The following is a 23,280-nucleotide window of genomic DNA, read 5'->3' as shown; positions in this document are numbered from 1 at the left end:
GGTTGGCCGAGCGAGCACGAGCGCGCGACCGGACGCATTACCGTCAGCAGCCCCAACGGCAGCCTGTTCGTGAACTTTAACTCCGGCCACACACAAGGGCGGTGGTGGTCCACCGAACGACGCCGCCGGGGCGTCCACCCCCTGCACCAGCCGCCGACGCTTTCTCCTGCTCAGGACGCCGCGCTGCGCGCCATCGCGCAGGGCGATGTGACGATCGCCGACGACAAGCCGTACATCCGCCGTGACGAGGCCCGCGTCTCCATCAGCACCATCCGCTCCCTGGAATCCCGCGGCCTGTGACCCGCGAAGCATGCCTGCTCTGGCTCCGTGACGAGCGAGTCCACCTCACCACTGACGGGTGCCGCGCCTGGCTGCCACCTTCGGCCCGCCACGACCCCCTGCGCTCACCGCCACCCGCCCGGCGAGCCGCCCGGCCGCAACCGCGACACGTGCCGCGACACGTTGATCCACATCTTCCTCCCCCCTGGACGACACGCTGGAGCCCCGACCATCCGGCAGGCGATCCGGACCTTCACTTCCGGGTCGGTGAGGGCACCGTTGCCGTGACCGCCGAGACCACCACCGCCCGTTCCCTCCTGGAGCAGCACGGCTTCACCCCCACGGCAGACGGCTCGTCCTACCGCCCGCAGGACGGGCTGGACGAGCGCGGACTGCTCGGCGTTGTCACCGCTGCCGAGGCGCACGCATACGCCCACGGTCTCAGCGCCCGCGTCGACCTCGGCATCCCCACGCCAGCCGACATCCCCGCCGCAGCCCGCCGCCCCTCAACTGCCGCCACCGGCTCACTGACCGCGCCGCCATCGGCCCGTCGCCGCACTCGCTGACCACCTTCGTAGACGTCATCAGCGTCGTCCGATTGGAGTTACCACGTCCTCCGACACCCCGACCGCGCATGATCTCGCACGCGCCCTCGCCGATCAGCTCCACCCCGGTGCCTCTCCCCGTGACGTGACCGTGAACTTCAGCGCCCGCCGACAGGCCCCAGTCGAGTACCGCGACCGCAGTCGGGGCGGGCCAGTGACGGTCTACGCCCAGGCACTGCACGCCACTCTCTACGGACTTCCCACGGACAACGAGACGCTGCCCGCCGCCCTGGACGCGCTCTTGCAGGCCACGCACACCGCGACTGCCCCCGCGCAGAAGACCGCAGTCCTGCGGCAGGTCGCCGAGCAGCTGCGCAATGCCGCCGAGATCATCAAGCGCTACCAGTACCGGGCCCAGTGGGACCGGCTCCCCGACGACGTCGTCAAGCAGCTCCATGACACCCACGAGCAGGCTCAGCAGATCGCCCGGGCCCTCGAACGCGTGGCTCCCGCCTTCAGCAGCCGGCCCACCGCGGATACCGCGCCCGGCGCGCACCGCGATCACGGCCGGAGTACCGCTGCCCCCGCGACCACCCCGACTCCACCGGCCGGACGCCGCCGCTGACCGGCGGCGAAAGCCCACCCGCCGGGAAAGGCACCACCCTGGCCACCTCCGCCTCCCTGCACACTCTGCTCACCCAACCACGGTGCGCGTTGGGCGTGTTCGTCCCCGCCGGCCTGCACCCGTCAACCGCCGAGCGGCGTCACCTCGACCAGATCGCGCGGGCAGGTGCCGACCTGTTCGAGGTGGGCCTCGCCCACCATGACGCTCGCCTTGACGGACCCGTCATTCAGGCTGCCTACCACCGCGCCCTGCGACGCGGGGATGTCCTCGACCGCACGCTCCGCGCTGTCGAGCATGCCGCCCGTCTGCGGCCGACCGTCGTCATGACCTACTGGGAACCCGTCAGTCGCCACGGCCCCGAGCGCCTGGCCCGCCTGTTCGCCGAGGCCGGTGCTGTCGGCGTGATGGTCGTCGACCTGCCTGCTCACCAGGTGGCCCGCTGGTACGACGTCGCCCGGGACGTGGGCCTTCGCACCCCACGCCTCGTCCCTCGCACCGCGCCCGACACCGGCATCCCGGCCGCAGTCGCCGGCGCATCCGGGTGGCTCTACGCACCCGCCAGCACGGCTCCCACGGGCTACCGCGGCCCGCTCGACATCCCAGCACTCGCCGCTTTCACCCAGCGCCTGCGCACCGCGAGCCCGCTGCCGGTGGTCTCGGGTGTGGGGATCTCTACCCCTGATCTCGCCGCACGCGTCGCTCCGCTGGTGGACGCCGTCGTCATCGGCACCCCCGTCGTCCGCGGCCTGGCCACCGACCCCGGACAGGCCCCAGCGCTGACCGCCGCGTTCGCCCAGGCCCTGAACCCGCACACCTTCACGGAGACCCGTGCCTGACCGCTTCACCTCAGCCCCGACCCTTGACCGGATCACAGCCGACGCATCCACCCTGCGCCGGGCTCTGCGCGCCCTCCCCATCGACCACGCGCACGTGCTGGCCGCGCGGATAACCGACGCTCAGCAACTCGCCAGCACCGCCCTGCGGCTGTTCCTCGACCTCGCCCAGCACGCGTCGCAGCCCTCGCCCGCGGATCTGCTGGTCCTCGACCGCGTCGCGCAGATCGCCAGGGCCGCCCAGGACGCGGGCGCCGAACTGACCGCAGCCCTTGCCCGCGCCGTGGAGAACCGGCGCCGCCAAGCCGGCGCCGAATCAGGACGAGTCGTCCTGGTCGGCCCGTCACCGCAGCAGTTCATCGAGTCGGCCGTCGACCTCCTCGACCGCATCCCTGCCCTCTCGCAGCCATATCCCGCGACCAGCTGATTCGGCCCAGCCCGCTTTGGCCGCCGCGAAAGCGCGCCCCCATTCCTCACACCCCAGGACAGACCATTTCAGATGAGCCCCGATTCCGCGCCCTTTCCCTTGGCGCGGGAGTTCAATCCAGCACCCTGCTCGCCCTGTCAGCCGAGGGCATCCTGCCGAAGGTCGACTATGCCATTTTTGCCGACACCGGGTGGGAACCCGAAGCGGTTTACGCGCACCTTGACCGCATGGAGAAGGAGATAGCCAAGCCCGCCGGAATCCCAGTGCTGCGCGTATCGTCCGGGAACATTCGCAGCGACGCACTGAACCCCGATCACCGGTTCGCATCCATACCCCTCCACATTCTCAATAGGGATGGGCGACCTGGAATGACCCGAAGGCAGTGCACCAGCGAATATAAGGTAAAACCGATAAAGCAGAAGGTTCGCGAACTGCTCGGCTACCCCTATCCTTTGCGCATCCCCAAGGGAGTGTTCGTCGAACAGTGGGTGGGAATATCCACGGATGAATTCCATCGCGCCAAGGACGCCGACGTCAAGTACATGCACAACCGGCATCCTCTTCTGGATCTGTCCTGGAGCAGGGCCGACTGCATTCGTTACCTGACCTCGCTCGGGCTTGCCGATACACCGAAATCAAGTTGCCTGGGATGCCCGTTTCACGGAAATGCCCAGTGGAGGCACATCAGGGATACATCGCCGTCCGAGTGGGCGGACGTCGTTGAATTCGACGCGGCCATCCGGCAGGGCAATGCCCGCGCCAACGCGGCGGGCAGCCGACTGCTCGGCGAGGCATTTCTGCACCGCTCCCGCGTCCCACTGAGCCAGGCTCCGATCGACCACGTCACCGCCGCCGAACGGGCAGCCCTGCCCATCGGCGCGGACGAGGCCGACGAGCTGGAGAACGGCGTCGCGGACGGCTGCTCACCCTGGGCGTGCCGCGGGGAGGCGGATGCGCTGGCGCAGAACGACTTCGGGCTGGCCACGTGATACTCGACCTCTTCGCGGGGCCGGGCGGCTGGAGCAGGGCACTGGGCGTCCTCGGCGTGCGCGACGTCGGTCTGGAATGGGACGAGTGGGCCTGCAAAACCCGTGTCGCTGCGGGGCAGTTGACGGTTCGTACCGACGTTGCGATGTATCCGACGTGGCCCTTCATCGGCCGCACGCGCGGGCTGATCGCCTCACCGCCGTGCCAGGCGTGGAGCATGGCAGGCAAACGCCTCGGCCTGTTGGACCAGCCGCTGGTGCACGCGGCGGTCGAGGACCTGGCCGCCGGACGTGACACCCGCGAAAGCCTCCTCGCCGCGTGCCGTGACGAGCGCTCCCTGCTCGCCGCTGAGCCGATGCGCTACCTGCACGCCCTCAACACAGTCGGCGAGCCCGATTGGGTCGCCATGGAGGAGGTGCCGGACGTCCTGCCCCTGTGGAAGCAGTACGCGGCCGTCCTACGCGGATGGGGGTTCTCCGTCTGGTACGGGATCGTCAACGCCGCCGACTTCGGCGTTCCGCAGACCAGGAGGCGGGCGATCCTCCTCGCCTCCCGGGTCCGCACGGCACAGCCTCCCACTCCCACGCACTCCCAAGTCGCCGAGTCTGAATCGCTGTTCGGGCCTGGTCGCGCCCGCTGGGTCAGCATGGCCGAGGCACTGGGGTGGGGTGCGACCGACCGGCCCGTTCCCACCGTCTGTGCCGGCGGCGGACCCGGCGGCGGACCCGAACCCTTCCCGTCGGGCTCCCGCAAGACACTCTCCGACGCCCGAGAGCGCGGCACATGGATGCCCCGGCCGGACGGCGTTGTCCTGCAGTCCCGCCGCGAAGGCGCTGGCTGGAAGGCCCGGCACGGCACACGCGAGAACCGGGCCGCCGACGCTCCGGCTCCGACGTTCACCGCCGAGGCGCACCGCTGGTCCTGGTCCCTGCGCAGCAACAACCAGACCAACGCCACCGTCCGTCCGCTGTCCGAGCCGGCAGGCACGCTGTTCTTCGGGCACCGGGCAAACGAGTGCACCTGGGTCGCCGAACCGGCCTCGGCTCCGACCAAGGACACGGACGAGAAGGGCACGGACGCGCCGGCGGTACCGGAGCCGATCCGGATCACCGCCCGCGAGGCTGGCCTCCTGCAGACCTTCCCCGCCGACTACCCCTGGGCCGGCAACAAGGGCCAGCAGTTCTCGCAGATCGGCAACGCCGTACCCCCATTGCTCGCCGGCCACCTCCTCGCCCCACACCTCGGCGTCACCCTCGACCCCGACGACTTCACCCTCGCTTCCTAATGGTGTTGTCAAGCGGTCATCGTGACCGGTGGTGTCACTTCGTAGCACCGTCGGTCACGGATGAGAGCCCAGATGACGTTGACGCGTCGGCGCGCGAGGGCGAGCACGGCCTGGACGTGCTTCTTGCCTTCGGCGCGTTTGCGATCGTAGAACTTCCGCGAGTTCGGGTCGTAGCGGACGCTGATCAGCGCGGACGTGTAGAAGACCCGCTGGAGTCTGCGGTGGTAGGCGATCGGACGGTGGAGGTTGCCGCTGATCTTGCCCGAGTCGCGTGGTGCTGGGGCGACGCCGGCGAAGGCGGCCAGGGCGTCCGGGGAGTCGAACTCATCCAGGCTGCCGCCGACGGCAGCAAGGAACTCGGCACCAAGGGTCGTGCCGATGCCGGGGACGCTCAGGACGATGTCGGCGAGCTCGTGCTCGCGAAACCGGCCCTCGATGAGCTTATCCATCTCGGCGATCTGCTCGTTGAGGGCCACCACCTCCTCGGCCAGAGTGTGGACCAGCTTGGCGATGGTCTTCTCTCCGGGAACAGCGGTGTGCTGCCGCTCAGCGGCCTCGATGGCCGCTTCGGCCAGGGACCTGGCGCTGCGGACCTTGCGGTTGGCCAGCCACTTCGTCAGCCGCGTGACACCGGTCCGGCGGATCGCGGCCGGAGTCTGGTAGCCCGTCAGCAGCCTGAGCGGGCCGGTGTTGGCCATGTCCAGGGCCCGCTCCAGGGCCGGGAACATGCTCAGCAGGGTGCCGCGCAGGCGGTTGACCGCGCGGGTGCGGTCCTCGACGAGGTCGGCCCGGCGACCAGTCAGGAGCTTGAGCTCGATGGCCGCTTCGTCGCCGGGGCGGATGGGCCGCAGGTCGCGGCGCATCCGGGCCTGATCGGCGATGACGTAGGCGTCACGGGCGTCCGTCTTGCCCTCGCCGCGGTAACCGTCGGACGCCCGGTTGACCAGCCGGCCGGGCATGTAGAGGACCTGCTGGCCGTGGCCGACGAGCAGGGCCAGCAGCAGCGCGGGTTCCCCGCCGGTCATGTCGATGGCCCAGGTGACCTCACGGCCGTCGGCCAGGTCCAGGACGTCGCCGATCAGCTTCAGCAGCTCCGGCTCGTCGTTGGCGACCCGCCGCGACAACAGGGTCTTGCCGTCGGTGTCCAGGGCGAGGCCGTGATGGTGGCCCTTGCCGCTGTCGATCCCCACCCATATCCGGCTCATCGCGCTCCTGACGTGCTCGTTCGTACGGTTCGTACCACGGACGACTTCGCCGGCATTGCTCTACTCAGCGACTTGTTCGCACTTCCTAATCGGCGGCCGAGTCGTCGTGGGGTGCCGGGCGGCGAAGCAAGGGAAGCCACGAGACGGCAGCCGCCTGATAGCCACACCCAGCACCCCTGGGCGACCCAACCCTACGAATGGCTCGATCAACCCGATCAAGAAGGTAGAGCCGCCTGATGCCCCACACCCCGGAACCCGACGAAGACGACCTCGACGCCATCGCACCGCCGCAGCCGGTGTTCCACGTCGAGCAGGCCCTCCTCGGCGCCCTCCTCCTCGACCCGCACCGTCTCGGCGACGTGACCGGCATCGCCGCCGACTCCTTCTCCACCGCCGCGCACGCCGCCCTCTTCGCCGCGATCAGCACCCTGCCTCCGCCCAACCCCGCGGAGCACGCGAAGAACACCAAATGGCTCGACCGCGTGCTCGCCAAGGGACGCGGGCAGGCGCGCGGACTGACCGCCTCGTACCTGCACACCCTCGTCCAGGTCTGTCCCTGGCCCCGCCACGCACCGGCCTACGCGCGGATGGTCGAGGCCGAACACGCCCGCCGCCGGCTGCAGACGGCCGCCGAACGCCTCGTCCAGACCGTCCACGATGCCTCCCTCCCGCACCCCATCCAGACGGTGCTCGCCGAGGCCGACGCACTCGCCGCGGTCGTGGACGACATCGCGAGCCGCTTCCCGCCGCGCGCCGGAGTCCTGCCCCGCACCCCGGAACCGCCGCCAGCCATCGCGCCCGACCGCACCGATGCGGTCGAGGAGGAGCAGCTGCTGCTCGCCACCGCTACCGCCCACCCCGCCGACATCGACTCCATCCGGTGGCTGCTCCCCGACGACCTCACCCTGCCGCTGCACGCCAGCCTGTGGCAGTGCCTGACCACCCTCGCCCGGCGCCGCGAGCCCGTCGACCCCGTCACCGTCTTGTGGGAGGCCCAGCAGCGCGGTGTGTTGGACGACGGAAACAACCCGGGCGAAGTGCTCCGCCTGTTGGCCGAACCGGCTGGTTCCGTAGAGCACTGGGGCGAGCGCGCCCTGCAGCGTTCCCTCCTGGCCACCGCCGACCACACGGGCCGGCGCATCGAGGCGTACGCCGGCGACCCGGCGAACACCCCGTTCCAACTCGTCGTCGGCGCCCGCCGATCCCTCGCCGACATCGGCGCCGTTCGTACCCGTTGGCAGCACGCCACCGGAACGGTCCCGCCGCAGCGACCGCGCCCGGCGCCTACCATCCGCGCCGGCCCGCCGACCACCACGGCCGCGCACACCGCCCGCGCTGCGCGAGCAACCCGATAACACCCTGCATACGCCGGTGGCCGGACCCGAAGGTCCGGCCACCGGCAGAAGAGACGACACCCCCACGTGACTCCCCCCATCGACGCCCACGTCCGCCTCGACACCCACCCCACTCACCCCAGCGCCGTGACCGCGGTCCTGGCCGGCGCCCAGGCCCGCATCGCTCTCATGGGTCTTGAGGCAGCCGACTGGACCGTCGTCGCCGAGAACGTCCTGGTCCTGGTCCGCATCGACCACGAGGAGCCCTACTGGGCCGAGGACGCAGCCAAGCACCTGTCCGCCGAAGGTATAACCGTCGAGATCACCCCTCGGCTCCGGGAGGCCATGGACGAGGAATGGACCTGGGCCAACTACCCGATGCCCTGGTGCACCCGCAGCGAAATCCGCAGGGTCTCCAACGAAGCCCAGAAGATCCACGACGACATCCGCCACGGCCAGCTCCTCATCCACGCCCACGCCCACGACGGCCACACCACCGTCGCGGTCGGCACCTACCTCGGCCGCAACGGCAAGTCCGTCTACCTCCACGGCGAGGACCACCTGCGCCAGGTCGCCGACACCTTCGACTCACCCGCCCAGGCCCTGCTCGCCTTCGAGAAGGTCCACACCGCCGACATGCGCCCCGGCGCGGCGCCCCTGACCGACACCGAACGCGCCGCCGCCGAGGCCCGCGCCACCTTCGGCCTCACCGCAGCCAAGCCCGCACCGTCCCGCCCGGAGCCGGAGACCGTTCCGGCCTACCTGGCCGATGCCGGCGACCACGACGCCCTGCTCGACGCCTTCCTGGATGCACACGGCGATTGGGAGAAGTGGCGCACCTGGTCCGACGAGACGACTCACGCCATCCACGAATCCCAGACCCTGCGCATCGAGCGCACCCACGAAGCCCCCGCCCACGAGACCGCATGGACGGTGGCGGCGTACGAGACACCGGTCTCCGACCGCATGTGGGTGCTCACCACGACCGGCGCCACCCCAGCCCCCGTGCTGCAGGAACTGCTGGATCACCTCGCCGACGGCGACGGCTGGGACACAGCCGTCAGCGCCCCGGTGGACGAAAGGACCGTCACCGCCGCCACGCAGCCCCTCTCCGACGCCGGATGGAAGCACACCGTGGACGGGCGCTGGATCCGCTGGACGTCCCCTGCGGCAGACGCGGGAGTCCAGTTCGACGCCTTCGCCGCCCAGCACCCGAACCAGACCCTCGCGACCTGGACCGTCTGGGCCGGCCCGAACGCCGACCGCCCCACCTGGACCCTCACCGCGTCCCCGCGCACCCCCAGCTCGCTGCTGGCCCACCTGGCCGAGAACCTCGCCCAGGGAACCGGCAGCCGCCGGGCGCAGACCACGGGCCGCGAACGCAGGACGAACCTGGGCATCGCACCGCCGGCCATCCCGGCGGTCGCAGCCAGCCGTACACGCTGACCGCGGGCATCCCAGACTTGGTACGTTCGGGGGTATGACGCTGCGTTCGGTGGATCTGCGTAAAGAGCCCGTGGAAGCCGTACTGGACCGTGTCGAGCGGTCGCTGGGGGTGCGCCTGGATCACGAGACTGTGGTGCGTAAGCGCCGGTCTGTGGGGGCGTGTACGGACCGCGGTTCGTGGGTGCGTGTCGAGCGGCGTGGGCTCGACCGGATCGGGGTTCAGGGTGGGGACGGCACCGCGTCTGCTGAGGCCCTGCGGGGGATCGCGAAACCGGCTTGGCTCGCAGGCGTCGCGTGGCGGGACGAGACGGAGCCGGTGATGTGGCGGGGGGACGAGACGGAACTGCTGCCCGGGGCGCCGGTCGGCAGCGCCGTGGTGGCGGAGGATCCGCGGCTGTCCGAGGAGTGGTGGGCCGCCCTGAATGCCTCCCTAGATGCCCTCGCTGCGCAGCACACCAACCGGATCGCGACACCGGATACTGAGACCCTCACACAGGAACTGGTCACGGAAACGGTCCACAGCGTCTTCCCTGGCGTCGATACGGCCGTGGGCGAATGGCGTCCGGCCCATGCGGATTTCAACTGGGCGAATATGACGGCGCCTGTGTTCTGTCTGTTCGACTGGGAGGACTGGGGCATGGCCCCGTGCGGCCTGGACGCGGCGAATCTGTGGGGCGCTTCCCTAGCCGTTCCCGCTCTGGCCGACCGTGTCCGCAGCGAGCGGCGCGACGATCTGCAAAGCCGGGACGGCAAGCTGATGACCCTGTTCGTCGCCGCGAAAATCCTTGGCCCCTACGCCGACCCGGACGATCCTCGACTGGGGGCCGCCCGGGAGACGGCGGAGCGAGTGGTGAGGGACTTTCAGACGGGCTGACGGCGGGCCTGGAGGAGCCGCCGGTACTCCCGGACCACCTGGTCATCGACCTCGTAGGCCAGGGCGCCGACCAGCTCCCGCAGGTGGTCGACGTTGTCCGTACCGACCGCGACCGCGTCGACCCGGGGCAGGCCGTAGGCGGCGCGGAACGCCGCCTGGGCACTCGTGGCCGGCGGGGTGTTCCGCAGGAAGATCCGCGGATCGAACTTCCCCCACACCGCCTCGCTCGTACTGCCGCCGAAGGGGCTCATGCCGCACACCTGCGACGGTCGCCAACGCGTCACAAGGGCCTCGGCCGCTTCGAGGACGTCAGCACCCACCAGTAGCCCTGAACGGACCATGAGGACATCAGGGCGAGGAGCGTCGAGGTCGGCAAGCGGGCGCGGATCCCAGCTCGACACACCCCACCCCCCGCACAGCCCCGTCTGCGCGGCGTCGGACAGGACTGCGCACGCCTGCGCCAGCATCTCGGCGTCGGGGTGGGAGTGCTCGGGGTTGTGGAGGAGCACCGTGTCCGGTTCACGTCCCAGGTCCTTCACGGCCTGCTCGACTCCGGCGCGCAGCCGGGCGGGGGCGAGGGAGTGTTCCCCGGGGAAGTATCCGACCTTGGTGGAGACCGCGAGTTTCGGCAGGAGATCGCCGGCCACCGTCTTCAGTACCTCGTGTGAGCGATGGCGGAGGTAGTTCGAGGCGGTGTCGATGCGCGCTACGCCGAGGTCGGCGGCTGCTTCGAGTACGTCACGGGGGTGACGAGACCGGTATAGCCCGAGAACGACGTCTCCGTCAGTGGTTCGCACAGCCCCTCCGTGATGAGCAGGTCGGCCAGGGTGGTGGTGTCCTCGTCGGCGCCGTCGAGGTAGACCGGGTGACCCGAGAGCAGCGCGCGGAGTCCCGGTTCTGCGCGCTCGTGGAGGGTCAGCCGCTTGCCACCGCCGCAGACTTGGAGCCTGTCGCCAGACCGGACGATGGAGGGGGCGAACTCGGTGACGGCCGCGACCCCCGCCGGGCGGCCGAAGGCGGTCACATAGGGCATGTGGCGGGCGGGCGGCGTGTTGGACCGCAGTTCGTCCAAGTACCGATCGGGACTGTAGGTGGCAGCCAGAGCGCTGAGCTTGTCCGCCAGCACCTCGTGCGCGGTTCCCTCGGCACCTTCCAAGTCGCGGCGGAACGCCTCATCGGCGCGGGCAGCGTCGGACAGGAAGTTGGCCCACGTGACGCCGGTCCGTTTGGTGAACCCGAACGTCACATGCAGCGAGTGGCCACTGCTGCCGGAGCCGAGTCGGGTGGCGGTGTGCCAGAAACCGCGGGGGATGTGCATGACGTCCCCGGCCCGCATGGTGCCCTTCCACAGCACTTCCTCGGAGGGCGTGCGGTTGCGTTCGGCGTCGCGGTACATCGGCGCCGACCGGGAGGGGCCGCGCACCTCCCACGACTTCTCGCCCGAGAGCTGGACGGCGATGACCTCGTGGTCGTCCCAGTGCAGATGGAATCCGTCGGTTTCACCGACTGCGAGGTATGCGTTGGCGGAGGTCAGTTCGCCGGACCACCAGCCCAGGGCCCGGCATGCGACTTCCAGGGTCGGGTCGAAGAAGTCGACGTGGTCCAGGACCACGGTGCCGCCGTTGTTGAGGATCCGTCCGAGGGCCGCCATGTCGGCCTGGCTCACGGCCTGCCGGCGCCGGTTGACGTTGGTGGACAGGAACGTGGACGGGTGTATTTCGTCGCCCTCGGCGTAGCAGCGAAGCTGCGGATTGGCCAGGTGGCGGCGCTTGATCAGGTCCAGCAGCTTGTGCGGGGTCAACAGCCGTGCGGGCAGCTCCGGGTCCGTGAGACGGCCGCGTGCGAACGCGGTCCCCACGGAACCCGGCCCGTCCCAGCCGAGAGCCTTCTCGATGTGGGTGACGAGCCGGTGCTCCATGGGTCCCCTTATTCCTTCGGGAGGTTCAGGTCGCGGTTGTCGCCGTCATCGCCCGCGCTGTTCTGCGAGCTGGTGACGTCGGACCGCTCGGACTCGCTGCGGTCGTGCGCGGTCGCCAACTCCTCCACAGCGATCAGAAGCGCGGGACTCGTCCCCGCTCGCTGCGTGGGCGCCGTGTCTGCCATCTACGCTCTCCTCTCAGCCGCTACCGCCCAGCTCCGGGCGAAGGTCTGAGTTAACCCGCGTCCACCAGATGGCAGTAGAGCGGGATTCGGACAGACGTGCGGAGCAAGCTATTCGTTGCCGAGGCGTACGGCGGACTGCAGGAGGCACCGCCGGGCGGGCCATATCGCTCAGCGCAGCGGATGGGCATGGGGCCGGCGCAACATAGCGCGGGATCGCCGGTTAGCCAAACCGGCCATCCCGCGCATGATTGGTAGTCCACCGCCACGACCTGCCCGTACGTCGAAAGGCACCACCGACGACCACAGACCAACCGCGAAGCGCTCACCGCGAAGGTGCCGTCACGCGATTAGGCCGCTGCGTAGCTCGCCCGGAACAGATCCTGCGCCCTCTCCACGTCCTTCGGCGTACGGAGCTGAACCTCCAGATCACCCGTCCCGTGGTGACCGAGACCCGACACGTCCCGGGTGAACCCCGGAACGAGGTCGACGTCGTTCGGGTCGACCTTCAGGTAGACCAGCAGCTTGCTCCGCTGCGGCGGACACAGGCAGGCAAAGTTCCGCAGCCGCTGGTACGCCCGGTACTGCTTGCGCTCGACACGGTTCACGCCGTCCCCGAGCCCGAGCAGTGCCTCGTCGACCGCGCCCGCCAACTCTGTCATCGCCGCGCCCTGGACGTCGGCCGCCGCACGGGTAATCGCCTGGCGCCGTGCCCGGCGGGCCACCTGCATGCCGCCGCTCACGGCAGCCACGGTCTCAAGGCCGAGCAGGTCGCTGTCGAAGAGTCGGTAGCGGACCAGGTCGATCGACCGCCGATGCTCGCGCACGGCATGCACGTCGTAGCGGGTGAAGTCGCCGGCGATGCAGATCAGGCGCGGGCCGCTCCACAGGACCTGGGCCGCGGCCGTCACCCCGAGCCGGTCGCGGACCAGGTGCTCGAACTCGGCCCGGTGGTCCATCAGCCAGGCCAGGTAGAACAGACCCTGGTTGATGACGCCGGCATCCGTGCCGCGCTTGTACTCGACAATGACCGGCGATCCGTTCTCGTCCAGCCCGAGCGAGTCGATCCGGCCCCCGTGCACTGGGCCAGTGCTGTACTCGCTCGCCAGGAACTGCACCCCCAGCAGCGTCTCCATGTGCGCCTCGACGAGACCCTGCACATCGGCCTCAATCTCAGCAAGACGCGGCATGACCTCGGTCATGCCGCTATTCGTCGTGTCCGTACGGAACAGCTTCAGGCCCGACACCTTCCCCTCCTCGGCTCGGAGATCAGCAACGCCGATGAGGTACGGGATGTTTCCCCGAGAGGCTTCGGGGGCGTGAAGATACTGTGAGACCCTACGTACGGCCCGACCGAGGAGCGCTCGCGTCCACCGGCCACCGTGAAACCGCGATTCCCCCATGCGTCCCCCGCAACCTGGGGGACAGCTCCTGGAAGGTGCGTTTACGCAGGTCAGCCCCCGTAGATCAGTGGATAGAGCACGTGCCTTCTATGCGCCTGATCTATCGCGCACAGGCGCCCGCAGGGCCGATCATCCGGTGAGAGAACTCAAGGTTATTCGGCAATGAGAACGAGGGAAACTCGCTGCGGATACCCAATGCCACACCCTCTCGCGCCCTGACGCCGATCTCCAGCAGCCCTGACTGCGGGGCTTTTATTTCGGCGGACACTTCGCAGGATGCACGATGGTCCGGTTGTGCGCGCCGAGTTAACGTCTCCATTGCCGGGCAGTCGGCTGAATACACCTGCGGTCCACTAATAGGGGAGCCGAAAACGTCCCGTTTACATGCAGAGCTAGAATCGAAACCGCTCTGCAGTGGACCTCGCGGGCCGCTTCCAACCACGCGCGGCGTGAGACAACGATCTGTCGCTCGGTGCGAAGAGGCTGGTTACTGGCAGACCGGCTACAGAGGCGTCGACCTCATCGGGAGCTGCCCCAGAGCTGAGACCTTCCCTCTGGAGGCAACTGCCACCAACCGGCTTAATTGTCAGAGGGGTTGGCTACGGTGGTTGCTGTTGTCGAGACCTCGGAAGGCAGGGTGCATCGATGCAGGGAGTCAGCTATCACGGCGAGACGGCCGCGAACCTATAGGGGCGCCTGGCCGGCGCTCTCCTATGGCGACGCCCGTTGGGCGGCGACGTCGTGACCCCGATCCGACGGTGGGTTGACACCTGCCCTGGCTCTGTGACGGCGCTCTCTCGAAGTTCCGGAGGGCCCCCTTGACTGCATCCGCTTCTACCTGCGACCACCGCATCTACCACGTTGTCGTCGTCGCTCTGACCTCCATGGTCACTGGGCTCGCCATCGGGATCGGATCCGCCGCTCTCGGGCAGGCCCCGTTCACCGCTGCCGCGTCCGGTGCGGCTGCCCTGGCATTCACTTTTGGTGCAGGCATGAGCGTGGTTACGCACGTAAGCAGGCACCGGTAGCAAGGCCCTCGCACGGGGCGGCCCATCGTGGCCGCCCCAGGAGCGCTCGGCCTGAACGGTCCGGGTGCCATGGCGCAGCCGGGTCGACCGTGCCGTCTACCTGTCACCGCGAACTGCGGCCTGCAAAGCCGTAGCGCTGCCGTGTGACGCCATGCTCGCCATGAAGCGGGATTCGGAGCGCCACGCGACGTACCCCTGGGCCAATCGGCCAGGCCGTAAGTCCTTTGTCATAACCAATTCGCCCCACTCTGGTTGTCAGTCCCGCCCACTAGAATCGGGCCCGAGGGTCGAGCCTGGCTTCCTGAACGAGTCGACAAGAAGGCAGCAGGCAAAAGCACCCGCAAGCAGACAGAGACGGGGACGGGGAGCCGCATGCTGGATGGCCGGTGGACGACGGTCACCGAGTCCGGGTACGAGCACGAGCGCCGAGGTCTTGAGGCGATCCGCAGGCGCTTGCCGGACGAGGAGCCGTGGCGGGCCTGGTCTAACTTCTCGTTCACCGCGAATAGCGGGCATGTCCGCGAAGTGGACCTTCTGGTGGTCGCGCCGGCCGGAGTCTTCCTGGTTGAGCTGAAGGACTGGCACGGCTCGGTCCACGGCGGTGGCAACGACTGGGTGCAGACCACGCCCAACGGGACCACCCGTCGTCACGGCAATCCGCTGCATCTGTCGAACCAGAAGGCCAAGGAGCTGGCGGGCCTGGTCAACGGGGTCGCCGGTCGTCCAGGGGACCGGTCGCGGATCTGGGTCGGTGAAGCGGTCTGCTTCACCGACGACCGGCTGCAGGTAGAGCTTCCGGCAGCCGACATGAACGGCGTCTTCACCGTCAAGAAACTGGTGGAGATGCTGGCCGTGCCGCCTGGCGACGGTCGTCGACGGATCACGGCCGAGACGTCCCGCCGAGTTGACGCGGCCCTGAAACAGCTCCGCATCGCGCCGATCCGCCGCCAGCATGAGGTGGGCTCGTATCTGCTGGACGCGAAGGCGTTCGACTCCGGTCCCACCTGGGCCGACTATCTGGGTCGCCACTCCCAGCTGCAGGACCTGGCGCGGGTGCGGGTCTTCCTCAGTGAGCGCGGGGCCTCCGACGAGGAGCGGCGCTCGGTGGAGCGGGCCGCCGCCCGTGAGGCCGCAATTCTCAGCCGGTTCAAACACCCGGGTGCCGTACAGCTGAAGACCTACCTGCCTTCGGGGCATCCGGCTGGGCCGGCGATCCTCTTCGACTACCACCCGGAGACCCTGCGCCTGGACGACTATCTGGTGCAGCACGGAGAGCGCCTCGACCTGCGGGGCCGGCTCGCTCTGGTGCGGCAGCTGGCGGAGACGGTGCGTTCCGCCCACTCGCGGCGGATCCATCACCGGACGCTGTCCGCACACTCGGTGCATGTGATTCCGCGTGACCGCGGTCCACGTGGGCGGGAGCTCGGCGAGGAACAGCGTTGGCTGCGGCCGTGGCCGCAGATCGCGGACTGGCAGATCGCCACCGGGCAGAGCGTGAGTCGTGGCCGGCCGCTGACTCTGGCTCCGACGTATGTGTCGGGCGTCCATGTCTCGGGCCAGGCCGATCCGTATCTGGCACCGGAGCTGAGGATCCCGAAGGCCGATCCGGTACGGCTCGATGTGTACGGCCTCGGTGTGCTCACGTATCTGCTGGTCACAGGGCAGGCACCGGGTGCGAGCCAGAGCGAGGTCATGGCGCGCCTGGAAGGCGGCGAGACTCTGCGTCCGAGCGCGCTGGTCGACGGACTGCATCCGGATGTCGACGATTTGGTGGAGGCTTCCACTGCATACGAGCCGGGACGGCGGCTGTCCACCGTCGACGACTTCCTGGAAATGCTGGAGTACGTCGAGCAGGCGTTCGTCGAGGAGATCGCGGACAGCTCGGACGCTGCGGCCGACGTAGGTGGGGATGGGAACGGCGGGTCGGCTGCGAGCGACGGCGAGGAGCAGGCCAAACCGGAGAAGGATCCGCTGGAGGCAGTGGCCGGGGATGTGCTGGGCAGGCGCTGGGAGGTCGTTCGCCGACTCGGTACGGGCTCGACTTCGCGGGCGTTCTTGGTGCGGGACCTGGAGGGCGAGCCGCGGCGGAGCGGTGCCCTGCCGGTGGCAGTGCTGAAGGTCGCACTGAGTGAGGCCAAGCACACGGTCCTGGACCGCGAGGCGGACGTCCTGGGCCGTATCCACCGGGACTCCAGCATCATCGCGCTGTACGAGCGGGAGCCGCTCACGCTGGCCGGGCGGCGAGTTCTGGTCCTGGACTACGTCGGCGACAGCCGGGAGTTGAAGGACCAGGACGCGAGCGCCGACAAGGGGCCGCGCCGCCGTGAGGACACCGTGGCCCGCCAACTGCGGGACAACGGACGCCTGGGCATGGACCAGTTGGAGGCGTACGGGAAGTATCTGTTCGGCGCGGTAGAGCACCTGGAGGCCGAGGGCATCTGGCACCGGGACCTGAAGCCGGACAACATCGCGATCCGCATCCGCCCCAACGGCACCCGCCAGCTGGTGCTGATCGACTTCTCACTGGCCGGATATCCCGCGAAGGAAATCGAGGCGGGCACCGAGGGCTACCTCGACCCCTTCGTCGGGATCATCACACGCGGCTCGTACGACGGGCATGCCGAGCGGTACGCGCTGGCCGTGACGCTGCACGAGATGGCGGCGAACGAATTGCCCCGCTGGGGCGACGGTTCGGTCACCCCGCGACAGACGGATGCGAAGGAGTGGCCGTTTCCGCAGCTCGCGGCCGACGCCTTCGAACCGGCCGTCCGCGACGGACTGGTGGCGTTCTTCCGCAAGGCTCTGGCGCGGGACGTGAAGGACCGCTTCTCGGACCTGAAGCCGATGGAGCGTGCCTGGCAGCGCATCTTCCTGGATGCACAGCGCACGACGGCGCCAAGCTCTGGGCACAGTGAGAAGCCGAGTCGCGGTGCGAAGGGCGGTGCCGACGCGGTCGCCCAGCCTGCGACGGAGCCTCGGATCGGTCGGGAGGACGACGACGTCTCCGCCGAGCAGGTCCGCGACCAGCAGGCAGAGCGCGCCGACCGGAAGACGCCACTGTCGGTGGCCGGTCTGACGGTCTCCGCGCAGTCGCAGCTGTTCGCGATGGGGCTCAACAACGTCGGGGACGTCCTGGAGTACTCGGCCAAGAAGTTCCTCACCGCACCGGGCATGGGCTCGCGCACCCGCGAGGAAATCCAACGCCGGCAGAAGGAGTGGAACGTCCGGCTCGGCAAGGCCGCACCCTCACCGCTGAGCGCAGCAGCCCTCAAGGCTGCAAACCAGGAGCGCACCGCCCTGGAACGGGCAGCCGCCGACGCAATCGCCGCGGCCGGTGTGGACGTCACTGCCCAGCAGGTGCTGAGCGGCCTGAGCCTGGACGCGCTCGCCGCTCGTCTGGTGCCGAGGCCGTCCGGTGGCAACGCCCGTTCCAACGCCAAGGAGCGCGAAGCCGTACGGCTGCTCCTTCGCCTGCCCGACGACGAGGGTCGCCTGCCCGACGGCCTCGCGTGGGTGCGTCAGCGGGACGTCGCCGAAGCTGTGGGGCTGACCGCCGGCCGTATCCCGCAGATCGTGAAGAAGGCACGCGAGCGCTGGTACGAGGATGCCGCCCTCGGGCTGCTGCGCGATGAGCTGGTGGAGCTGCTCGCCCAGCGCGGCCGGGTCGCTCCGGTGATCGAACTTGCCGATGCACTGATCGTCCGGCGCGGCACTCAGCACGTGGAGCGGCGCGACCGGCGTGCGCTCGCGCTCTCTCTGTTGCGGGCATTGGTGGAGCGCGAGAGCCGGGCGCTGGTGGAGCGCGAAACTGGGGTCGACGAGTCCCCGCAGCTCTTCCGCTACTTCCACGCTCGGATGCCCAAGGGCGCTGACCCGGTGATCGGCCTGCTCGCCCTAGACGTCCGGGAGGGCGTGGACGGCCCGGACACCCCATCACTGCCCGCCCTGCAGGAGTACGCGCTGAACCTGGGCGCACGTGCCGACCGGCTCGCGGCGCTCGAGTCCCTGCCGACGGCGAGTACGGTCCTCACCGAACTGGACGCGGTGCGCCGGCCGCTGGGCAGCCTGGGCTGGGATGAGCGGCGCACCGCCGAGATCGCGGTCGCCGCCTCGACCCGAGCCGCGCTCACCCCGCGCCTGGAAATCTACCCGCGCGACCTGGACGTGGTACGCGCGTTGAGGATCACCCAGGCCGGTGTGGTCGCCGTGCTGCCCAGCGTCGAGGAAGACCGTCTTCCGGGCCTGACCGTGGACGCCCTGCACAAGCGGGTCGCGACCCGCTTCCCCGACCTGGGTACGGATCCACTGGTGCCGCGGAAGTTGCCCACGGGAAGCGCCCTGGTCCGCGCTCTCAAGGAGGCCGGCTTCGAGCTGAAGCTGGCCACCCGCTATGACAAGGTCCTGCGCCTCGTCCCAGACCGCCGATCCGGGGACGCCACTGCGGGGCTGACCTCGGCGAGTTGGGGCGCCTCGGCTGCGCGTCGCTCGGCCCCGACCCAGTACGACGCGGACACGGCGGTGGCCGCCGCGGTCAAGGCCGACCAGCGGCTTACGCACTCGGCGCGGCAGGACGGCTTCCGGGTGCTTACCGTGCCACAGCGGCGGGCTGAGGACGCGGTGAAGTGGCTGGCCGGTGAGCCGTTCGGTGCACGGCCGGTGTCGCTGACCGGGGTGTTCGTGGACGAGCTTCGCGGCGTGGTCGGCGAGGCAGATCGTCCGACCTGGGAGACCGTCCTCAAGGCTGACGCTGCCGAACCGGGCAGTCGGCCGCATCAGCAGCTGCGGATCCGTACGGACAAGGCGTGGGGGCGGATCGAGCCGCGGCTGCGGGAGCGGTTGGCGGAGGCAAGCGGTCCGTTGCTGCTCACTGACACTGCGGTCCTGGCTCGGTACGACGCGCTGGACCTGCTCGGACGGCTCGCGGAAGGCGCACGGCAGGGCGGAAACCCGCTGTGGCTCCTCGTTGCTCAGTCAGATCCGGCGCGGGCGCCGCGGTTGGCCGGGCAGAGTGTTCCTTACCAGGCAGGGTTCGACGAGTGGATCGTCGTGCCGGACGCCTGGGTTGCCCGCAAGCATCTCGCGCCTGACGCCTGACCCTCGTTCTCTGACCTTCTTCCGCTCTCTCCCACTCTCCACAGGAGCCCTACGTGATCGACCGCAAGAGCCTCCTCGCCGATCTGCAGAAGCAGGTCAAGGCGGCAGAGATCGACCTCGAGCAGCAGGTCAAGGCTGTTCCCGAGGTCGGGACGCGGCTGCGCGGCGAGTACGACCAGGCCCGGAAGCTGGGCCGTACGGCGGCGACGTGGAACGCCTGGCTCGGTGAGCGGATTACGCAGGTCGCGGTGGCATGGGTGCTGGGTACGGTCTTCGTCCGCTTCAGCGAGGACAATCGGCTGATCGCCGAGCCGTACATCACGGCGCCAGATGTCGCGGGGCGGGAGACTGCACAGGCGCGGTACGAGGAGTACCTGGAGAAGGACGCCGACCCGACGTATCGGGGGTGGCTGGAGACCGCGTTCGCGGAGTTGGGGGCTGGGCAGGCTGGGCGGTTGCTCTTCGACCGGGACCACAATCCGCTGTACCAGATCCCGCTTTCGCACGATGGGGCTGGTGCGTTGCTCTCGTTCTGGCGGGAACAGCGTGCCGGCGAGGGGATGGTCGATGACGACGGTGAGCCCGGTGAGGGCGGCGGCCCGGTGCTCGTGCACGACTTCAGCGATCCGCTGAGCGAAGACGGCACCAAAGGCTGGGACACCCGGTTCCTGGGCGACCTGTACGAGGACCTGAGCTTGGCAGCCCGGGAAACGTACGCGCTTCGGCAGACGCCGGAGTTCTTGGAGGAGTTCATCCTCGACCGGACAATGACACCTGCAGTACGGGAGTTCGGCTTCGAAGAGCTGAAGATGATCGACCCGACATGCGGGTCGGGGCACTTCGTGCTGGGAGTGTTCCGACGGCTTACGCGGATGTGGGCCGACCAGCGCCCTGAGGTGGGTCCGTTCGAGCGGGTTCGGGCGGCGTTGAGCTCGGTGCACGGCGTGGACCTCAACCCCTTCGCAATCGCGGTGGCCCGCTTCCGGCTTCTGGTCGCCGCGATGGCCGCGAGCGACATGCGGACGTTCGAAGAGGCACGGAAGGGCGACTGGCCGATCCAGCTTGCGGTCGGCGACTCCCTCATCAAGGACCGGCAACTAGAACTGCAGTTGGGGCTCGCCCTTGAGGGCGAGGGCGGCCCGGCTGGCGACCCGCTCGCCGAGTTCTCCTACGCGACGGAGGACATTCATGAGTACCCGGGGATTCTGCAGGAGGGGCGGTACCACGTGGTGGTGGGAAACCCTCCGTACATCACGGTCAAGGATAAGAGCCTCAACCAGCTGTACCGGAAGCTGTACGACACATGCGCGGGAAAATACGCGCTGTCCGTCCCCTTCGCTGAGCGCTTCTTCGAGCTCGCTATGCGGGGCGGAGCCGACGGAAACGGCTATGGCCTGATCGGACAGATCACAGCTAACTCTTTCATGAAGCGGGAGTTCGGCACCAAACTCATCGAAGATTACTTCGCCCATAAGGTCGAGCTCACCGAGGTCATCGATACATCGGGTGCCTATATCCCGGGACACGGAACACCTACAGTAATCCTCGTCGGGCGCCCCAGGTCAGGGGCGCAGCGACAGGCAACGATCCGGACAGTACGAAGCGTCCAAGGTGAGCCAGGTACGCCAGATAACGCAGAAGACGGCTGGGTCTGGAGAGCAATCGTGAACCAGATTGAAGTTCCTGGCTCAGCTAGCCAATGGGTCTCTACAGATGACATGGACCGCGATCGCTACTTCAGTAAGCAACCGTGGATTCTCGCCGCCGGCGGCCTTGAGATTAACCAGTCAATTGAAGCCCAAGGCATTGCCCGGCTCACGTCTGAAATTTCGCGCGACATCGGCTTTGCTAGTTTCTCAGGAGTAGATGACGCGTTCTATCTTCCCAGGGATTGGCACCGAAGGTTTCGAACACCGAAAAACCTGCAGCGCCCGATTGTGGTCGGTGAAGATATTCGGGACTGGACCCTGAGCCCTGCCGATGTAGCTCTGACGCCGTACGACAGCAGCAGCAAACTCCTCGAAGTGGATCACGACGCACCATGGGGGCGCCACCTCTGGAAGTACAAGCAGATCATGGGTCGCCTTACTGACTTCTCCGGAAAGTCGCGATTCGACGCCAACATCCCTTGGTGGTCTTGGTATCGCTGGGTCGCCGATCGGTACAAGACTCGCGAGACAATTTCATTTAGCCACGTCTCCACTCACATGCATGCAGCATTCGACAAATCCGGCATGACTTACAATCAGCACGCACCTGTGATCAAACTGAAAAAAGGAGCAACGGAGGAGGAATACGCACGGCTGCTAGGGCTACTAAACAGCTCCACGGCCGGACTGTGGCTCAAAATGGTCAGCCACGACAAGGGAATTCGCGGCGAGGGTGGAGGATTTACTAGCTCCGACTGGGAGCGGTTCTACGAGTTCACCGGCACTAAGCTCCAAGAATTTCCGCTCCCTTCCGAATACCCAACCTCCCTGGCCACCGCCCTTGACTCCCTCGCCCGGCAGCTCTCCGCGACAGCGCCCGCCGCTCTCGCGGCCGACGCAGTACCGACGGCTGCCATCCTCCGTCGCGCCGAATCCGACTACTTCTCCGCCCGCGCCAGAATGATTGCCCTCCAAGAGGAACTCGACTGGCAGGTGTACTCCCTCTACAACCTGCACTCCGAGGACCTGCGCCTGCCCGACACCTCCATCGTCCCTGAACTCGCCCTAGGCGAGCGAGCCTTCGAAATCGTGCTCGCACGCCGCGTCGCTGCCGGAGAGGCCAGCGACGAGTGGTTCAAGCGACACGGGTCCACGCCGATCACAGAAATCCCCCACCACTGGCCCGCCGACTACCGCGCCCTCGTCCAAAAGCGCATCGACGTCATCGAATCGAACCGAGCCATCGGCATGGTCGAACGCCCCGAGTACAAGCGGCGCTGGGCCACCGAGGGCTGGGACTCCATGCGGCAAAAGGCGCTGAAGACCTGGCTGCTCGACCGCATCGAGGACCGCGCCCACTGGTTCGACGTCAACGGCAACCCCACCGTCACCACCCTCGCCCGTCTCGCCGAAAGCCTGTCCTCCGACGAGGACTTCACCTCCGTCGCCGAGCTCTATGCACCCCGCCAGGACCTCGCGAAGACCGTCCGCGAGCTGCTCGCCGAGGAGCACGTACCCTTCATCCCCGCCCTCCGCTACAAGCCGGCCGCGCTGAAGAAGCGCGCCGACTGGGAGCACGTGTGGGGACTCCAGCGCGAAGAGGACGCCGCACCCGACGAGCCCGCCAAGCGCAAGATCCGTGAGCGGACTCCCATACCTCCGAAGTACACCTCCGCGGACTTCCTGAAGCCGAGTTACTGGCGTGCGCGCGGCAAGCTCGACGTGCCCAAGGAGCGGTTCGTGTCGTACGGCACGGTCAACGCGCAGTCGCCGGAGCTTTTCGGATGGGCCGGCTGGGATCACCTGGAGCAGGCGCTCGCGCTCGCCTCGTACATCCAGCAGGCTGGGCTCGGCGAGGACGAACTCGTACCGTATCTGGCCGGGTTGCTGGAGCTGCAGCCGTGGCTGGAGCAGTGGTACGGCGAGTACGACCCGGAGTTTGGGGCGTCGCCGGCCGCCGAGATCCTGGCGTTCCGGCAGTCGAAGCAGGGCGAGCTGGGGCTAACGGACGACGCGCTGCGGGCCTGGCGCCCGGTGGCTGCCAGCCGTGGACGCGGTGCGAAGAAGGCCGCCGCCCCGAAGAAGCGCGCCGCCGCGAAATCTGCCGCCCAGCCGTCCGACACCGACACAACAACCGATGCCGCCACCGGCACCGAGTCCCACTGA

General features: G+C 68.6%; 17 protein-coding genes. 12 read left to right on the top strand and 5 right to left on the bottom strand.

Features of this window, described 5'->3' with window-relative positions; translation table 11 throughout:
* The first annotated feature begins 69 nt into the window (after positions 1–69).
* The 7 genes from OG698_RS37605 to OG698_RS37575 all read left to right on the top strand — a co-directional run bounded on the left by OG698_RS37605 (position 70) and on the right by OG698_RS37575 (position 4,981).
* On the top strand, positions 70–300 hold the full coding sequence (locus tag OG698_RS37605) for a hypothetical protein (RefSeq protein ID WP_406108361.1): 231 nt from the start codon (positions 70–72) through the stop codon (positions 298–300).
* 263 nt (positions 301–563) lie between these two features.
* Positions 564–845, top strand: a complete 282-nt coding sequence (locus OG698_RS37600; protein ID WP_406108359.1) for a hypothetical protein — start codon at positions 564–566, stop codon at positions 843–845.
* 193 nt (positions 846–1,038) lie between these two features.
* The gene (locus OG698_RS37595; RefSeq protein ID WP_406108358.1) at positions 1,039–1,449 is read left to right on the top strand and encodes a hypothetical protein; all 411 of its coding nucleotides are present in this window, start codon (positions 1,039–1,041) and stop codon (positions 1,447–1,449) included.
* Between the two features lie 95 nt (positions 1,450–1,544).
* Positions 1,545–2,285, top strand: coding sequence for a tryptophan synthase subunit alpha (trpA, locus tag OG698_RS37590; protein WP_406108357.1), 741 nt, complete (start codon positions 1,545–1,547; stop codon positions 2,283–2,285).
* Positions 2,278–2,709, top strand: a complete 432-nt coding sequence (locus OG698_RS37585; protein ID WP_406108356.1) for a hypothetical protein — start codon at positions 2,278–2,280, stop codon at positions 2,707–2,709. The genes trpA and OG698_RS37585 overlap by 8 nt, the downstream gene beginning before the upstream one ends.
* A gap of 125 nt (positions 2,710–2,834) precedes the next feature.
* A complete protein-coding gene (locus OG698_RS37580) occupies positions 2,835–3,698 on the top strand; it encodes a hypothetical protein (RefSeq protein ID WP_406111510.1) in 864 nt (287 codons plus the stop codon).
* On the top strand, positions 3,695–4,981 hold the full coding sequence (locus OG698_RS37575) for a DNA cytosine methyltransferase (protein WP_406108354.1): 1,287 nt from the start codon (positions 3,695–3,697) through the stop codon (positions 4,979–4,981). The genes OG698_RS37580 and OG698_RS37575 overlap by 4 nt, the downstream gene beginning before the upstream one ends.
* Before the next feature lie 8 nt (positions 4,982–4,989).
* Here OG698_RS37575 and OG698_RS37570 read toward each other — a convergent pair whose 3' ends face one another.
* The gene (locus OG698_RS37570; RefSeq protein ID WP_406108352.1) at positions 4,990–6,186 is read right to left on the bottom strand and encodes an IS110 family transposase; all 1,197 of its coding nucleotides are present in this window, start codon (positions 6,184–6,186) and stop codon (positions 4,990–4,992) included.
* 236 nt (positions 6,187–6,422) lie between these two features.
* Here OG698_RS37570 and OG698_RS37565 point away from each other — a divergent pair, with 236 nt between their 5' ends.
* From OG698_RS37565 to OG698_RS37555, 3 genes are all read left to right on the top strand, one after another.
* Entirely contained in the window at positions 6,423–7,541 is a 1,119-nt protein-coding gene (locus tag OG698_RS37565; protein ID WP_399080303.1) for a DnaB-like helicase N-terminal domain-containing protein, read from the top strand.
* Positions 7,542–7,607: 66 nt separating this feature from the next.
* The gene (locus OG698_RS37560) at positions 7,608–8,966 is read left to right on the top strand and encodes a DUF317 domain-containing protein (RefSeq protein ID WP_406108350.1); all 1,359 of its coding nucleotides are present in this window, start codon (positions 7,608–7,610) and stop codon (positions 8,964–8,966) included.
* A 34-nt stretch (positions 8,967–9,000) separates the two neighbouring features.
* Positions 9,001–9,840, top strand: coding sequence for a hypothetical protein (locus OG698_RS37555; protein WP_406108349.1), 840 nt, complete (start codon positions 9,001–9,003; stop codon positions 9,838–9,840).
* On the opposite strand, the gene OG698_RS37550 is transcribed toward OG698_RS37555, so the two are convergent.
* From OG698_RS37550 to OG698_RS37535, 4 genes are all read right to left on the bottom strand, one after another.
* Positions 9,828–10,637: an aldo/keto reductase gene (locus OG698_RS37550; RefSeq protein ID WP_406108347.1), complete on the bottom strand. Its 810-nt coding sequence runs from the start codon at positions 10,635–10,637 to the stop codon at positions 9,828–9,830. The genes OG698_RS37555 and OG698_RS37550 overlap by 13 nt on opposite strands.
* Complete coding sequence (locus OG698_RS37545; RefSeq protein ID WP_406108346.1) at positions 10,547–11,758, bottom strand: JmjC domain-containing protein; 1,212 nt, start codon at positions 11,756–11,758, stop codon at positions 10,547–10,549. Before OG698_RS37545 ends, OG698_RS37550 begins: the two co-directional genes overlap by 91 nt.
* Before the next feature lie 8 nt (positions 11,759–11,766).
* Positions 11,767–11,943 carry a hypothetical protein gene (locus tag OG698_RS37540; RefSeq protein ID WP_254374168.1) on the bottom strand — a complete coding sequence of 59 codons (177 nt, stop codon included), beginning with the start codon at positions 11,941–11,943 and terminating at the stop codon, positions 11,767–11,769.
* Positions 11,944–12,290: 347 nt separating this feature from the next.
* Positions 12,291–13,187 (bottom strand): DUF5655 domain-containing protein, encoded by an 897-nt coding sequence (locus OG698_RS37535; protein ID WP_406108344.1) that lies wholly within the window; start codon positions 13,185–13,187, stop codon positions 12,291–12,293.
* Positions 13,188–14,743: 1,556 nt separating this feature from the next.
* Here OG698_RS37535 and pglW point away from each other — a divergent pair.
* Entirely contained in the window at positions 14,744–19,465 is a 4,722-nt protein-coding gene (gene pglW / locus OG698_RS37530) for a BREX system serine/threonine kinase PglW (protein ID WP_406111508.1), read from the top strand.
* A gap of 53 nt (positions 19,466–19,518) precedes the next feature.
* The gene (pglX, locus tag OG698_RS37525; RefSeq protein WP_406108343.1) at positions 19,519–23,280 is read left to right on the top strand and encodes a BREX-2 system adenine-specific DNA-methyltransferase PglX; all 3,762 of its coding nucleotides are present in this window, start codon (positions 19,519–19,521) and stop codon (positions 23,278–23,280) included.

Origin of the sequence: Streptomyces sp. NBC_01003, from assembly GCF_045162695.1 — a bacterium.
In the GTDB taxonomy this organism is placed as follows: Bacteria; Actinomycetota; Actinomycetes; order Streptomycetales; family Streptomycetaceae; genus Streptomyces.
The sequence above is the reverse complement of the archived record's forward strand: the minus strand, read 5'-3'. Positions and strand labels throughout refer to the sequence as shown.

What these genes read in the sequence shown, in the direction of transcription:
- OG698_RS37565 (WP_399080303.1), top strand. Translation starts at nt 6,423, where the DNA reads ATGCCCCACACCCCGGAACCCGACGAAGACGACCTCGACGCCATCGCA.
- OG698_RS37555 (WP_406108349.1), top strand. Translation starts at nt 9,001, where the DNA reads ATGACGCTGCGTTCGGTGGATCTGCGTAAAGAGCCCGTGGAAGCCGTA.
- OG698_RS37540 (WP_254374168.1), bottom strand. Translation starts at nt 11,943, where the DNA reads ATGGCAGACACGGCGCCCACGCAGCGAGCGGGGACGAGTCCCGCGCTT.
- OG698_RS37570 (WP_406108352.1), bottom strand. Translation starts at nt 6,186, where the DNA reads ATGAGCCGGATATGGGTGGGGATCGACAGCGGCAAGGGCCACCATCAC.
- pglW (WP_406111508.1), top strand. Translation starts at nt 14,744, where the DNA reads ATGCTGGATGGCCGGTGGACGACGGTCACCGAGTCCGGGTACGAGCAC.
- OG698_RS37545 (WP_406108346.1), bottom strand. Translation starts at nt 11,758, where the DNA reads ATGGAGCACCGGCTCGTCACCCACATCGAGAAGGCTCTCGGCTGGGAC.